The 12,674-nt window shown below is 59.4% G+C and carries 13 protein-coding genes and 2 tRNA genes; 10 read left to right on the plus strand and 5 right to left on the minus strand.

From position 1 onward, the window contains the following. Positions 1-162: 162 nt before the first annotated feature. The 4 genes from AB5164_RS00805 to typA all read left to right on the plus strand — a co-directional run bounded on the left by AB5164_RS00805 (position 163) and on the right by typA (position 3,489). Positions 163-663: a bifunctional nuclease family protein gene (locus AB5164_RS00805; RefSeq protein WP_368142360.1), complete on the plus strand. Its 501-nt coding sequence runs from the start codon at positions 163-165 to the stop codon at positions 661-663. A gap of 33 nt (positions 664-696) precedes the next feature. Further along, positions 697-1,053: a hypothetical protein gene (locus AB5164_RS00810; RefSeq protein WP_368142361.1), complete on the plus strand. Its 357-nt coding sequence runs from the start codon at positions 697-699 to the stop codon at positions 1,051-1,053. Between the two features lie 30 nt (positions 1,054-1,083). Then, positions 1,084-1,533: a hypothetical protein gene (locus AB5164_RS00815; RefSeq protein ID WP_089572580.1), complete on the plus strand. Its 450-nt coding sequence runs from the start codon at positions 1,084-1,086 to the stop codon at positions 1,531-1,533. Positions 1,534-1,650: 117 nt separating this feature from the next. Further along, positions 1,651-3,489, plus strand: a complete 1,839-nt coding sequence (gene typA / locus AB5164_RS00820) for a translational GTPase TypA (RefSeq protein WP_368142362.1) — start codon at positions 1,651-1,653, stop codon at positions 3,487-3,489. A 128-nt stretch (positions 3,490-3,617) separates the two neighbouring features. On the opposite strand, the gene AB5164_RS00825 is transcribed toward typA, so the two are convergent. The 5 genes from AB5164_RS00825 to AB5164_RS00845 form a co-directional block, all read right to left on the minus strand. Continuing rightward, the gene (locus AB5164_RS00825) at positions 3,618-4,763 is read right to left on the minus strand and encodes a bactofilin family protein (RefSeq protein WP_368142363.1); all 1,146 of its coding nucleotides are present in this window, start codon (positions 4,761-4,763) and stop codon (positions 3,618-3,620) included. A gap of 107 nt (positions 4,764-4,870) precedes the next feature. Beyond that, complete coding sequence (locus AB5164_RS00830) at positions 4,871-5,560, minus strand: trimeric intracellular cation channel family protein (protein WP_271740347.1); 690 nt, start codon at positions 5,558-5,560, stop codon at positions 4,871-4,873. 204 nt (positions 5,561-5,764) lie between these two features. Beyond that, on the minus strand, positions 5,765-6,772 hold the full coding sequence (locus tag AB5164_RS00835) for a putative endonuclease domain-containing protein (protein WP_260699555.1): 1,008 nt from the start codon (positions 6,770-6,772) through the stop codon (positions 5,765-5,767). 415 nt (positions 6,773-7,187) lie between these two features. Next, positions 7,188-7,278, minus strand: a tRNA-Ser gene (locus tag AB5164_RS00840). A gap of 48 nt (positions 7,279-7,326) precedes the next feature. Next, positions 7,327-7,417: transfer RNA gene (locus AB5164_RS00845), tRNA-Ser, on the minus strand. Between the two features lie 504 nt (positions 7,418-7,921). Between AB5164_RS00845 and rpsF the strand changes: the two genes are divergently transcribed. From rpsF to AB5164_RS00875, 6 genes are all read left to right on the plus strand, one after another. After that, positions 7,922-8,215, plus strand: coding sequence for a 30S ribosomal protein S6 (rpsF, locus tag AB5164_RS00850; protein WP_006235831.1), 294 nt, complete (start codon positions 7,922-7,924; stop codon positions 8,213-8,215). A gap of 48 nt (positions 8,216-8,263) precedes the next feature. Next, positions 8,264-8,716, plus strand: a complete 453-nt coding sequence (locus AB5164_RS00855; RefSeq protein WP_006235830.1) for a single-stranded DNA-binding protein — start codon at positions 8,264-8,266, stop codon at positions 8,714-8,716. Positions 8,717-8,787: 71 nt separating this feature from the next. Next, positions 8,788-9,054 carry a 30S ribosomal protein S18 gene (gene rpsR, locus AB5164_RS00860; protein WP_006235829.1) on the plus strand — a complete coding sequence of 89 codons (267 nt, stop codon included), beginning with the start codon at positions 8,788-8,790 and terminating at the stop codon, positions 9,052-9,054. A 15-nt stretch (positions 9,055-9,069) separates the two neighbouring features. Then, the gene (rplI, locus tag AB5164_RS00865; protein ID WP_117855494.1) at positions 9,070-9,609 is read left to right on the plus strand and encodes a 50S ribosomal protein L9; all 540 of its coding nucleotides are present in this window, start codon (positions 9,070-9,072) and stop codon (positions 9,607-9,609) included. A 219-nt stretch (positions 9,610-9,828) separates the two neighbouring features. Next, on the plus strand, positions 9,829-11,226 hold the full coding sequence (gene dnaB / locus AB5164_RS00870; RefSeq protein ID WP_006235827.1) for a replicative DNA helicase: 1,398 nt from the start codon (positions 9,829-9,831) through the stop codon (positions 11,224-11,226). A 93-nt stretch (positions 11,227-11,319) separates the two neighbouring features. After that, the gene (locus AB5164_RS00875) at positions 11,320-12,606 is read left to right on the plus strand and encodes an adenylosuccinate synthase (RefSeq protein WP_260699551.1); all 1,287 of its coding nucleotides are present in this window, start codon (positions 11,320-11,322) and stop codon (positions 12,604-12,606) included. Positions 12,607-12,674: the final 68 nt, after the last annotated feature.

Below are 12,674 nucleotides of genomic sequence, written 5' to 3' on the forward strand. Positions count from 1 at the left end.
CCATCAAAACTGTGAAGAGCCCTGAGGCGTTGCCTCGGGGCTTTTTTCTTGTCTGCGATAAATCTCATTTTGGTTTTGTGTGCTGTGCGAAAGATTGGGTAGTATAGCTATTCAATGCGGTGGAGCTGCCGCGTGTTAACCGCTACGTACCGGAGGTGTTCCATGGTTCGTGTCGACATAGAGACCATCGTCATGGCCGCCGGTCCCGTGCCATCGCTTATCGTGCTTCGCGAGCGCTGCAGCAAATCGGACTCGCCTGCACCGCTGCGTTCCCTTTCCATTCAGACTGGTTCGTTTGAGGCCGCGGCCATCAGCCGTGGCATCGATAGCGGTCGCGCCGAGCGCCCGATTACCCATGACCTGTTGCTCGATACTGTTGGCGCCCTGGGCGCCAAGCTCGAGCGCATCGAGATCGTTCGCGCCGAGCCGCCGGTGTTCTACGCGACGATCGTCGTACTGGCCGATGGTGACGAGCGCAAGATCGATGCCCGTCCCAGTGATGCCATTGCCCTTGCCGTGCGCAGCAATGCCCCCATGTTTGTGGAGGACGACATCATGAATCGCTTGGGTACCGTTTCTGCCCATGCCGAGGAAGCTGACGACGAGCAGGAGTTCGAGAAGTTCGACGAGTTCGTCCATACGCTCTCCCCCGATGACTTCTAAATGCTCGACAAACACGCGACGGAGTGCACTCTCATGAGCGCCGGAGTTTCTGCTGAGGCGGCTGCGATCGCCCGCGAGGCCCAGATGCGCTCGGAGGCTTCTGAGGCGGCTCGCATTGCCTATGTGACGCAGGCCCGCACGCTTCGCGAGCGCCGCGGCTCGTTTATCAAGATGGTTGTCGTCTCCGTCCTTGTCGCGGCAATCTGCTCGCGCCTTCGTGGTACAGTTGGTGCGCTTGGGTTTTCGATCTCTACGGGCCTCGTGATCTGGGGCGTGGTCGATGCGGTCATGCTGACCAGTCAGATCAAGGTGCTCGACAAGCGCGCGATGGATATGATGTGCGCCCGCGACGCCGCCGCCAAGATCGCCGCCGAGGCACAAGAACTGTAACGACGCCAGACTCGATGGGAAGGTCTAAAGATGGCACAGGATATGCAGGACGCCGGTAACGTCTCCGCCGAGCTCGACGCCATGGTGTGTGACCTGATTGGTGCGTTCTTGGACGACCTTGCCGCCGGCGAGAATCCGGGCGTAGTTGTGGCGATTGAGGACGCTGCTTCCAACCGATATCTGGCGGCGCTCGACGAGGACGGCGAAGAGGCGTGCCTGGAGGCGGCCACCAACTTTATCTCCGAGCACAAGATGGGTCTTAAGGACGAGGGCCTGGGCCGTATCGCCCGATATGCCATCGGCTATACCGGTTGTGTCGAGATCGATGGCGGCTACCATGACGCCCTGCTCGTGAGCTTCTTTGAGACGACGCTCGAGAGTGGTTTTTCGGCATATGTGCTGTATGAGGGCATGGGCGCCGGCGATGGTTTTATGTGGAGCGACCCTGAACCTGCAGGTGAGGAAACCCCTCTCATCTAAAATCGCTAAAATAAACGAGTTTTCGGTAAAAGGCTCAATATTCCCGCTGAGCGTTGTATCGCTGGGCGGGCCGCATACGCGTGCCGTTTGTATATGGATAGAAGATAGGGGAACTACATGCGCGTAGACAATCTGAGGAACATCGCCATCATCGCCCACGTCGACCACGGCAAGACGACGATGGTCGACAAGCTCCTGCGTGCCACGGACGCCTTCCGTGCTAACCAGCAGGTCGAGGACCGCGTCCTGGATTCCAACGACCAGGAGCGCGAGCGCGGCATTACGATTCTCGCCAAGAACATCTCTATCGAGTACAAGGACGTCAAGATCAACGTCATCGACACCCCGGGCCACGCCGACTTCGGCGGCGAGGTCGAGCGCGTGCTGCGTATGGCCGACGGCGCCCTGCTGCTGGTCGACGCCTTTGAGGGCCCCATGCCCCAGACCCGCTTCGTGCTGCGTCACGCTATTGACACCGGCCTTAAGATCATGATCGTCATCAACAAGATCGATCGTCCGGGCGCCAACCCCGAGAAGGCCTACAACGACTGCCTGGACCTTATGGCCGACCTGGGTGCCACCGACGACCAGCTCGAGTTCGCCATGGAGCACGTGGTCTACGCCAGCGCCATGAATGGCTTTGCCCGTCTTGACCCCAACGACGGCAACATGGACATGTATCCGCTGCTCGATATGATCATTGACGACATGCCCGCGCCCGAGGTTGACGAGAACTCCCCGCTGGCCATGCAGTGCGTGACCATCGACCACTCCAACTTCGTCGGCCGCATCGGTATCGGTCGCGTGTACTCCGGCGCCATCCATCAGGGCGATCAGATCCTGGTTGTCAAGAACGACGGCTCCAGCGCTACCGCCACCGTCAAGCAGCTCTTTACCTTCGACTACCTGGGTCGCACCGAGTGCCAGGAAGTCGGCGCCGGCGACATCGCCGCCGTCGTGGGCATCGACCGCACCGATATCGGCGATGTCTACACCGATCCCGAGAACCCTGTCGAGCTCGAGCCCATCGAGATCGACCCGCCGACCCTGTCCATCGTCTTTGAGGCTTCGACCTCCCCGCTCGTCGGCCGCGATGGCGACATCGTGGGCGCCCGTCAGCTCAAGGAGCGCCTGTTCAACGAGGCCGAGAACAACGTGACCATGAAGATCGAGGAGCTCGAGGACAAGAGCGGCGTCGAGGTCTCGGGCCGCGGTATTCTGCACCTGTCCGTCCTGATGGAGTCCATGCGCCGCGAGGGCTTTGAGTTCCAGGTCGGCCGTCCCCGCGTTCTGTTTAAGAAGGACGAGAACGGCAACAAGATGGAACCCGTCGAGCAGGCCGTCGTCGAGTGCCCGGACGAGTACTCGGGCAAGGTCGTTGAGGTCTTCGGCACCTCCGGCGGCATCATGACGAGCATGGATACCTCGGGCATCGTGACGCACCTCGAGTTTAAGATCCCGACCCGCGGCATCATGGGCCTTAAGAACCGCATCATGAACGTCACCCACGGCGAGGGCGTGTTCTACCACACCTTCCTGGAGTACGGCCCCTATGCCGGCGAGATCGGCAACCGTCAGAACGGCGCCATGATTTCCATGACCACCGAGAAGGCCGTTGCCTATGCTCTGGGTACGCTGCAGGAGCGCGGCCAGCTGTTTGTTGAGCCGGGCACCGAGTGCTACGAGGGCATGATCGTGGGCGAGCGCAGCAAGGCCGGCGACATGGTCGTCAACATCGCTCGCACCAAGAACCTGGGCAACCAGCGTTCCTCGACCTCCGATATCTCCGTCCAGCTGGTGCCGCCCCGCACCTTCTCGCTGGAGGAAGCGCTGGAGTACATCGCCGACGACGAGCTGGTCGAGATTACTCCCAAGAACATCCGCCTGCGCAAGCGTCTGCTCAATGCTACCGACCGCAAGAAGGCTGCCGTTCGCGCCGGCCAGGTCAACAAATAAGCGCTGGACTTTATAGCGTCTAACAAGAAAGGGCGTCGACCGTAATGGTCGGCGCCCTTTTTGTGCATAGGGACTGAGCTGGTCTGCACCACCACAAAGGTGCCTGGTCCCTTTGTGGTGGTTGGCGGCTAAGCGGTGGGGAGTCCTGGCGTGTTAGCCGGCTGCTGCGGCTTGACGCGGGCGTTGCGCCAGATGATTTGGATGATGTAACCGAGCATAAAGACAAAGGCCACGCCGCTGATGAAGTCACCTACGAGGGGAAGCCCCGTGAGGGCGCCTGCGATTACGCCGCCCACGGCTGCCATGGCGTAGCGGTTTTGGTTGTGTCCAACCATGCGGGCGATCGCGCACCCCGCAAAGGCACTCGACATCAACGCGATGCCGATAACGCCGCACAAGAGGGTTCCGGCAAGCGACAGACCAGCGATAGAGATAATCAGCAGTAGGACGGCGGGGACGATAGCAATCGTGCCCAGAAGACCGCTCACCCACAGGGGCATGGAGCGCTGGTGGAGCATGCCGGCGGCGCTGGCGGTCGCGCGCGGAAAGATGAGCTCGAGCAGCAGAGCGACAAAGCAGGTCGAGAGTGCCGCGGCGACGATACCGCCGATGACATCGTTAACGGTGGAAGTATCCTCGTTCTCGGTGCGGTCGATCTTGAGCGCGCCGACCTCGGCTCCCGCGGCGCGCTCGGGGTCCTCGGAGACGTGAGCGTTCACGGTGCCGGTGATGTGGGCGTTCTTGCCCAAGATGAGCTTGTCGGCCCAAACCTCGACATCGCCCTCGACGGTGCCATCGATGGTCACCGTGTCGCCCGCAAGCGCTGCCGACTTGGTAGAGCCGCGCAGGGCAACCGTCTCGCCTATCGCGTAGAAGCAGTTGGCGGTGCTGTCGGAATTGAGTACGACGTGCTGACCGACGACCGTGACGCTGCCATCAACCGTAGTCTTGGCAATGTCGATGGTGCGCGCCGCCAAGCGGACGGCGCCGTCCACCGTGCAGTCGCGGATGGAGAGGCTCTCGCCTGCTGCAATTATGTCGCGGCCGATGGACGCATCGTCCAAGTTGAGGGCCTGACCTGCCCAGTACAGGTCACCTTCGATGCCGGACGGATTGGCATCATCGTCGGTCGTAAGTACGTTTCCTGCGGTGTCCGTGCCGGCGAACGACGCCGTGGGAAGTGCAGTAATCGCCAGTGCGATGAGCGCGAATGCCATAAGCAGGCAGCGACGCATTTTGTGTGACGGCGCCGCCGCGGTTTGATTGAGAGCCATGGTTGATCCTTTTGTTAGGTGTTCGGCATATACCTAACAGGGTACCCAACGCGTGGGCGCTCTAAAAGAACCTCTCGGTTGCATTTCGAAGGGTCGTGCCGTGCTGTCTACTTTTTACGGTGCAAGAAGCGTGCGATGTCTTCTTCGGTGGGGCTTTTGATGTCAAAGCGCAGCGAGAGCCAGCGCAGACCCATGGTCACGACAACGCATACGACCAGCGCGGCGACATTGCTCATGATGCCGCTCATAACGAGACACACATAGCTTGTCGATCCGGCGATGGCGGCGATGGCATAAAAGTTAGTACGTTGGAAAATGCCCGGAACCACGCCCATAAAGCCGTCGCGCAACATGCCGCCGCCCACCGCGGTGAAAAAGCCCATCATGATGCACACCGCCGGCGCAAAGCCGTAGACCAGTGCCTTGTCCGCGCCGGTTGCGGCATAGATGCCGACCGAGATGATGTCGAGCAGGGGAATGAGTTTTTCGGGCTTGTCGACGATTGCCGGGAAGATGTAGATGATGGCCGCGGTGGCGATGGAGAGCGGGAGCGCCATCGGTTGGTTGAGGATGTAGACGTTGCCCACCTGCAGCGTCATATCGCGCAAAAGACCGCCGCCCAGTCCACAGACCACGGCGAGCGCGACGGCGCCCACCAGGTCGAGTTTGTGCTCGCGCGCAACCAGCACACCCGAGATCGATGCAGCGACAACGGCGAACATCTCGAGCCAAAAGGGGATAGCGACCATGGCATCAGAGGCATGTGGGGTAACGGTCATAGCGGCGACGACGGGCAAGATGGGGTCCTTTGGGTTGCGGGTTTAGACAATGCCCGTACATAGTACATGTTCGGCGCCGATTGCGATCCTATTGCTCGGCAAACGGTCGGGACTGGATGCGGGCGTAGGCATCAAACGTGTACATCAGCCTCCAAAGATGTCAAAAAATGTCGGTTTTGGAGGGTGATGTACATGTTTTGGTTGGGGCGTGCTGGGATGACGCTACTCGGAAGGCGCGTCTTCGCCCTGCGCGCTCTTCCAGTTGCGGATAAGTGCCTTGCGCAGTTCGTTCTGCTTTCGCTGGTACTCGGCGTCCGTGCAGCGGGGCATACCGAGTGCTTCGCGAATGCTGTTAATGGCGCGATGAAAGGCAAGTTGACTTGCGAACTGTGCCGAGGTGAGCGCAACGATTCGATATCCCATTTGGGCGAGCACGGCCTCTCGCTCCGCGTCCGCTCCCTTGCGCTCGGTCTCATCGTGAAAGCCGCCCTTATATTCGATGCCGAGTTCTCTGCGCTGATAAGTAACAAGAGCGTCGATTTTGAGCGTTCGGGCTTTTGCGCAATGCCAGAGACGCTGAGGGATTTCGAGCGGTTTGTTGAGTTCGATACCTCGGATACCAACGCCGCCTTCGCTTGTTGGGAGCGAGAGGGCGATGGAAGATGCGGTCTCCATGGGCGAGGCTGAGTGGTCGTAGATGTGTCTGAGCGCGAGTCTGGCGCGTGTGGCGCCGGGTTTGCCAGGGTGCCGATCGAGTAGCTCGACAATTTCGTCCTTGGAGGTGGTGGTTGGTTGCTCAGTGTAAGGGTCAGAGGGATTGAGCCCCATGCGATAGTCGCCGCAAACTTCGTAACCATACTCGAGGTATTCGATCCTATCCATCCACTCGGCAGCGAGCACGACGGTGAAGGCTTCGTCGGTGATAAAGATGCCGGGCGTAAGCTCGTCAATATGGTCGTAGGGTAGGTTTTGGCCGAGAACGTGGCAAGTGACACCGTTGGTGCGAATTCGCTCGAAAGCAAATACTACGGAGATGTCGATAGTCTTGAGCATGGTGGACGGAATGCCGCAGTCGGTAAGTGCCTGCCGAATGCGCGCGATGCGTTGCTGGGTAGAGAGGCCCCGCACGCCTATCTGGTAGTCGCGTTGTGCGACGGCTTGAACCAGGTTTCGCGGTGCATGATGGACGAGCCACGCCGTTTTATGCGAAATGAGAACAGGAGTATCCATTTGGGGACCTCTCGCTTCGAGCTGACACCAAACTCTTATGTCCGTTGAGGTGGGGAAATATACCGGATGCGAACAAATCGACTCATGCTTGGTGCGCGTCATACGCAAACATGTACATCACACTCCAAAAACGACATTTTTTGACATCTTTGGAGGGTGGTGTACATGTTTGAGATATGGGCTGGGATCGACCACGATGGGGGTGTGGTCGAATAGGAGGGATGTCCAAATTTTGAGCTTTGCTCAAAATTTATCCGGTCGGCTTACGCCGACCGCGCTGCGCTAAAAACGCGCCGCTGGCGCGTTTTCTTTACGCTCCGCGCCCTGGCGGGTTCGAATCCCTCCTCCGCCGTATTTGCTTGTTAGGGACTCAAAACAAAAAAGCTCCCATTCCCGGGAGCTTTCTCAATCTAAATGGCGGAGGAGGAGGGATTCGAACCCTCGTGACCTTATACAGGCCAAACGGTTTTCGAGACCGCCGCATTCAACCACTCTGCCACCCCTCCGCGTGGGGTAAAAACAAAGCAGGCTCGAAGGCCTGCTTTGGAATTAACTGGCGGAGAGTCAGGGATTTGAACCCTGGAGACGCTTTTGACGCCTACACGATTTCCAATCGTGCTCCTTCGGCCACTCGGACAACTCTCCGTTAAATGCGAAAGTCAGTATACACGAGGAATCGCAAAGTGCAAACAGAAAAGTTGGCATTTTTTAAAACGCTTGGCCGCGCTTGGCGTTGCAGTGGGGTTTGAGGTGCCAAAAAACGGCTTCCGACCAGCGTGGTTGATCAACTCAATTGTTCAAAAGGAGTATTCATAAGCGACTTGGCAATGAATTTAAAAATCTTTGGGTGGTGCTGTGGACCACTGGTATGCATTTTGCGACCACAGCCTTGTGCCCGTTGACCTGCGGCTTGGCTCAGCTTGTCCCCACGGCACCGTATCTTGTCCACAGATCTGTCAAGCTTTTGGTCGGCATTTGGTTGGAATGCGCATGAAACGTGGTGCGAGTATAGGCATATGTGGAGGTCATGAGGTTGTAGCTGCATATTCTTGCGGCTTGGGAGGTTGAAAGATATTATTACCAAGTCTTTTCCTGCTTCAGGCGCACCTTCACGACCTGAAGCCACATTTGCCCAGAGGAGGTGACAATATGAAGGCTTATGAACTGCTGTTCTTTGTTGACCCGTCGCTCGACCCCGAGACTCGTCTCGCTGTTATGAAGCGTATCGATACCACGATCGCTGAGGGCGCTGGCAAGGTCGACTCCGTTGACGAGTGGGGCAAGCGCAAGCTCGCCTACGAGATCAACGACCTCACCGATGGTGACTACACCCTCATCAACTTCCACGCAGATCCTACCCAGATCGCCGAGCTTGATCGCGTCCTGCGCATCACCGACGCTGTGGTCCGCCACATGATCGTCCGTCGCGACGACCAGGAGTAAGACTGTCGTTTTGGACTGGGCTTGTGCCCCAAGAGGAAGTAGTGAGTTATGAGCATCAATCGAGTGAACATCACCGGTAACCTCACCCGCGATCCCGAGCTGCGCGCCACCGCCGGCGGAACCCAGGTTCTGTCCTTTGGCGTCGCCGTGAACGATCGTCGCCGCAACGCGCAGACTGGCGAGTGGGAGGACTATCCCAACTTTGTCGACTGCACCATGTTCGGCACCCGCGCCGAGGCCGTGAGCCGTTTCCTGGCAAAGGGAAACAAGGTCGCGATCGAGGGCAAGCTGCGCTACAGCTCTTGGGAGCGCGACGGCCAGCGCCGGAGCAAGCTTGAGGTCATCGTCGATGAGATCGAGTTTATGAGCTCCCGTGGTGGCCAGGGTGGCTACGATCAGGGCGGTTACGCCCCCGCAGCTCCCGCGCCCGCAGCACGTCCTGCCGCACCGGTGGCCACGCCGCCCGCGGTCGACGTCTACGATGAGGACATCCCGTTCTAAGGGTGTTCACCTATTTTTGAGTGAGAGGCGGCTTCGGTTCGCCGAAGTTGCCAAATGAAAGGTATTTTGACATGGCTAATGATTTTTCTGCACGTCAGCCGCGTCGTAAGTACTGCCAGTTCTGCAAGGAGAACACTGAGTTCATCGACTATAAGGACACTCAGCTTCTCCGTAAGTACATGACCGACCGTGGCAAGATCAAGCCCCGTCGCGTCACTGGCGCTTGCACGCAGCATCAGCATGACATCGCCAACGCCATCAAGCGCGCCCGCGAGATGGCTCTCCTGCCGTACACCGTCCCCGTGGTTTCCTCTCGTGGCAACCGCGACCGCGGCTAAGAAGGGAGACGCATCATGAAGGTTATTCTTCTCGATGAGATCAAGGGCAAGGGCGGCGAGGGTGACGTCGTAGAGGTCGCTCAGGGTTACGCTGAGAACTTCCTGTTCCCCAAGAAGCTCGCTGTTGCCGCCACCAAGGGCAACCTCAAGCAGCTTGACGAGCGTCGCAACAACATCGCCAAGCGCGAGGCCGTCCGTCTGGCTACCGCCAACGAGACCAAGGTTGCCTTCGAGGGCAAGACGGTCACCGTTGACGTCAAGGTCGGCGACGAGGGCATCCTCTTTGGCTCCGTTACCGCCGCTATGATCGCTGACGCCATCAAGGCTCAGCTCGGTATGGACATCGACCGCAAGCGCGTCGAGCTCGGTAAGCCCATCAAGGTTGCCGGTGCCCACACCGTTGCCATCTCGCTGTACCGCGAGATCAAGGCCGAGGTTGTCGTTCTCGTCGGCGTTACCGCCGAGGAGCTCGCTGCCGAGGCTGAGGTCGAGGAGGCCGCTGAGGTCGCCGAGGCCGAGACCGCCGAGGTCGAGACTGAGGCTGCTGCCGAGTAGCATTTGCTGCAACGCAACAATCTTGTTCTAAGAAGGGCGCTCTGGGAAGCCAGGGCGCCCTTTTTGCTTTTTAGCGCGATGCGAGCGCCATGGGGGGCGTTGCGGTGAGGTCTATTCGTGGGACCGTTCATCCGTTTGGTTCGGTGATGATTGGCGGCGCGCGGCGCGTTTTGGGACCGTGGCTGATACTATGGATGCTCGCAAGCGATATGAATGAGGATGCTCATGGCATATGACGATAGGGAGACCGGGCTGACGGTCGAGGACCGCGGCTCAAAGTTGGGTCTTCCCCAAAACCAAGATGCAGAGGCCAATGTACTGGCCGCTATGCTGCTATCGCCCGAGGTGGTCGAAGAGGCCCAGGTCGAGCTGCAGCCTGATGACTTCTACCGGCCCATTCATAAGACCATCTATACCGCGATGGTCGATATGTACAACAGCCGCATTCCCATCGACTCCATCTCGCTGATCGATTACCTGAGAAGCATCAACAAGCTCGATGCCGTGGGCGGCGAAGCGTACATTTTGGAGTTGATGGGTCAGACCTTGTCGCTCGTCAACTGGCAGCACCATGCCGCCATCGTTCGCCGCGATTCGATGCTGCGTGAGCTGATCGGCGCCACCAACGAGATCAACGCGCTGGCATATAACGCCCCCACCGACACCAAAGAGGTTGTCGAGCTGGCCGAGAGCAAGCTGCTCAAGGTCACGGCACGCGAGGTCAAGTCGAGCTACAAGACGCTGACCGAGTTTATGGTCGAGGCCTATAACGAGGCCGAGGAAGTGTGCCAGGCCGGTGGCCAGGCTGCGGGCGTGCCCACGGGCTTCCCGTCGCTCGACCGCATGCTCATGGGCTTCCGCGAGGGCCAGCTCATCATCATCGGTGCCCGTCCCGCCGTGGGTAAGACGTCGTTCGCTCTAAATCTGGCGCTCAACGCTGCCGCCGCCGGTTATACCGTCGGCTTCTTCTCGCTGGAGATGTCGGGCAAGGAAATTGCCCAGCGTCTGATTTGCGCCTACGCCATGATCTCGATCAGTGACTTCCGCATGGGCCGCATTAGCCCCGAGCAGTGGGCCAATATCAACGAGGCCACGCAGACCTTGTCCAAGCTCGATATTCTGATTGACGATACGCCCGGCACCACAGTGACCGAGATTCGCGCCAAGAGTCGCCGTATGCTCCATAACAAGGAGAAGGCAATCATCATCCTGGACTACCTGCAGCTAGTGAGTCCTCCGCCGGGACGCCGCTCCGAGAGCCGTACCGTCGAGGTCTCGGAGATGTCGCGTGGTTTGAAGATCATGGCCAAGGAGCTCAAGATCCCGCTCATCGCGCTGTCGCAGCTCTCGCGTCAGGTCGAATCCCGCACCGGCAAGCGCCCGCAGCTTTCCGACCTTCGTGAATCGGGCTCCATCGAGCAGGACGCCGATATCGTTATGTTCTTGGACCGCTCCGCCGACGAGGCCGAGGCCTCGCGCGACGATCGACCCGACGAGGGCGTCACGCGTATCGTCGTGGCCAAGAACCGTTCGGGCCCGATCGGCGACGTCGACCTGATGTTCCTGCCGGCATCCACCAAGTTCTATGAGCTTGATGGGGCACATGCCGAGGAGTAGGACAGGCGCCCGTTGCACGGGTATACTGGGAATGTTTTGTGCTTCTGCGTGCCGGCGTGGCGCGTAGACAGTCCATGAATGTAAGGAGTAAACATGCCGTCAACCGTTTTGGTCGGTGCCCAGTGGGGCGATGAGGGCAAGGGTAAGATTTGCGACCTAGTCGCCGGCGACTTCGATGCCGTCGTGCGCTACTCGGGCGGCAACAACGCAGGTCACACCATCGTCGTCAACGGCAAGAAGTACGGCCTGCACCAGGTGCCCTCCGGCATCATGTATTCCGACCACGTGTCGGTGATCGGTAACGGCTGCGTCGTCAACCCCAAGGTTGTCCTTGAGGAGATCGATATGTTCGAGGCCGACGACATCACCACCAAGAACCTCAAGATTAGCGGCAACGCGCATGTCATCATGCCGTACCACATCGATCTGGATGGCGCCTTTGAGCAGAAGCTCGGCAAGAAGAACATCGGTACCACCAAGCGCGGCATCGGTCCGTGCTATCAGGACAAGATGGCGCGCATTGGCCTGCGCATGCAGGACATGCTCGACGAGGCGCTGTTCCGCGACAAGCTGGAGACCGCTCTCGCCCGTGTGAACCCCGAGCTCGAGCTCATCTACAACCTGCCCACCTACACCGTGGACCAGATTTGCGACGAGTACCTGCCGATGGCCGAGCGCCTGCGTCCCTACATCACCGAGACGAGCCTGCTGCTCAACAACATGATCGATGAGGGCAAGAACCTGCTGTTTGAGGGCGCCCAGGCGACGCTGCTCGACATCGACCACGGTACCTATCCGTACGTGACGTCTTCCAACTGCACCGCCGGCGGCGCCATCACCGGCTCCGGCGTGGGCATGAAGAACGTCGACCGCGTGCTGGGTGTCATGAAGGCCTATATCACCCGCGTCGGTTCGGGCCCCATGCCCACCGAGCTTTCCTATGAGTCCGAGGCCGGTCACACGCTGACCGAGGAGGGCTATGAGTACGGCGTGACCACCGGTCGCCGTCGTCGTTGCGGCTGGTTCGACGGCCCTATCGCCAACTATGCCTCGCGCGTCAACGGCCTCACCGACATCGCCGTGACCAAGCTCGACGTGCTTTCGGCCTTCGACACCATCAAGGTGTGCGTGGCCTACGACGTCGATGGCGAGCGCTACACCAGCGTGCCCGAGCATCAGGTGCGCTTTGAGCATGCCAAGCCCATCTACGAGGAGCTCCCTGGCTGGAAGTGCGATATCACCGGTTGCCGCAGCTTTGACGAGCTGCCGCAGGAGGCTCAGGACTACGTGGCGTTTATCGAGGATCTGGCACACACCCGCGTGACGTTCATTGGCGTTGGCGCTGGTCGCGAGCAGATCATCAACCGATTCTGGAAGTAATCGGGACTATTTGGTTATTGCGATATACCCCTTTGCAGCCCGGACGGGCGGCCGAGGGGTATATTTGC

It is taken from the genome of Collinsella aerofaciens (assembly GCF_040915425.1).
Lineage (GTDB): Bacteria > Actinomycetota > Coriobacteriia > Coriobacteriales > Coriobacteriaceae > Collinsella > Collinsella aerofaciens_BW.

What these genes read in the sequence shown, in the direction of transcription:
- AB5164_RS00805 (WP_368142360.1), top strand. Translation starts at nt 163, where the DNA reads ATGGTTCGTGTCGACATAGAGACCATCGTCATGGCCGCCGGTCCCGTG.
- AB5164_RS00810 (WP_368142361.1), top strand. Translation starts at nt 697, where the DNA reads ATGAGCGCCGGAGTTTCTGCTGAGGCGGCTGCGATCGCCCGCGAGGCC.
- AB5164_RS00815 (WP_089572580.1), top strand. Translation starts at nt 1,084, where the DNA reads ATGGCACAGGATATGCAGGACGCCGGTAACGTCTCCGCCGAGCTCGAC.
- typA (WP_368142362.1), top strand. Translation starts at nt 1,651, where the DNA reads ATGCGCGTAGACAATCTGAGGAACATCGCCATCATCGCCCACGTCGAC.
- AB5164_RS00825 (WP_368142363.1), bottom strand. Translation starts at nt 4,763, where the DNA reads ATGGCTCTCAATCAAACCGCGGCGGCGCCGTCACACAAAATGCGTCGC.
- AB5164_RS00835 (WP_260699555.1), bottom strand. Translation starts at nt 6,772, where the DNA reads ATGGATACTCCTGTTCTCATTTCGCATAAAACGGCGTGGCTCGTCCAT.
- rpsF (WP_006235831.1), top strand. Translation starts at nt 7,922, where the DNA reads ATGAAGGCTTATGAACTGCTGTTCTTTGTTGACCCGTCGCTCGACCCC.
- AB5164_RS00855 (WP_006235830.1), top strand. Translation starts at nt 8,264, where the DNA reads ATGAGCATCAATCGAGTGAACATCACCGGTAACCTCACCCGCGATCCC.
- rpsR (WP_006235829.1), top strand. Translation starts at nt 8,788, where the DNA reads ATGGCTAATGATTTTTCTGCACGTCAGCCGCGTCGTAAGTACTGCCAG.
- rplI (WP_117855494.1), top strand. Translation starts at nt 9,070, where the DNA reads ATGAAGGTTATTCTTCTCGATGAGATCAAGGGCAAGGGCGGCGAGGGT.
- dnaB (WP_006235827.1), top strand. Translation starts at nt 9,829, where the DNA reads ATGCTCATGGCATATGACGATAGGGAGACCGGGCTGACGGTCGAGGAC.
- AB5164_RS00875 (WP_260699551.1), top strand. Translation starts at nt 11,320, where the DNA reads ATGCCGTCAACCGTTTTGGTCGGTGCCCAGTGGGGCGATGAGGGCAAG.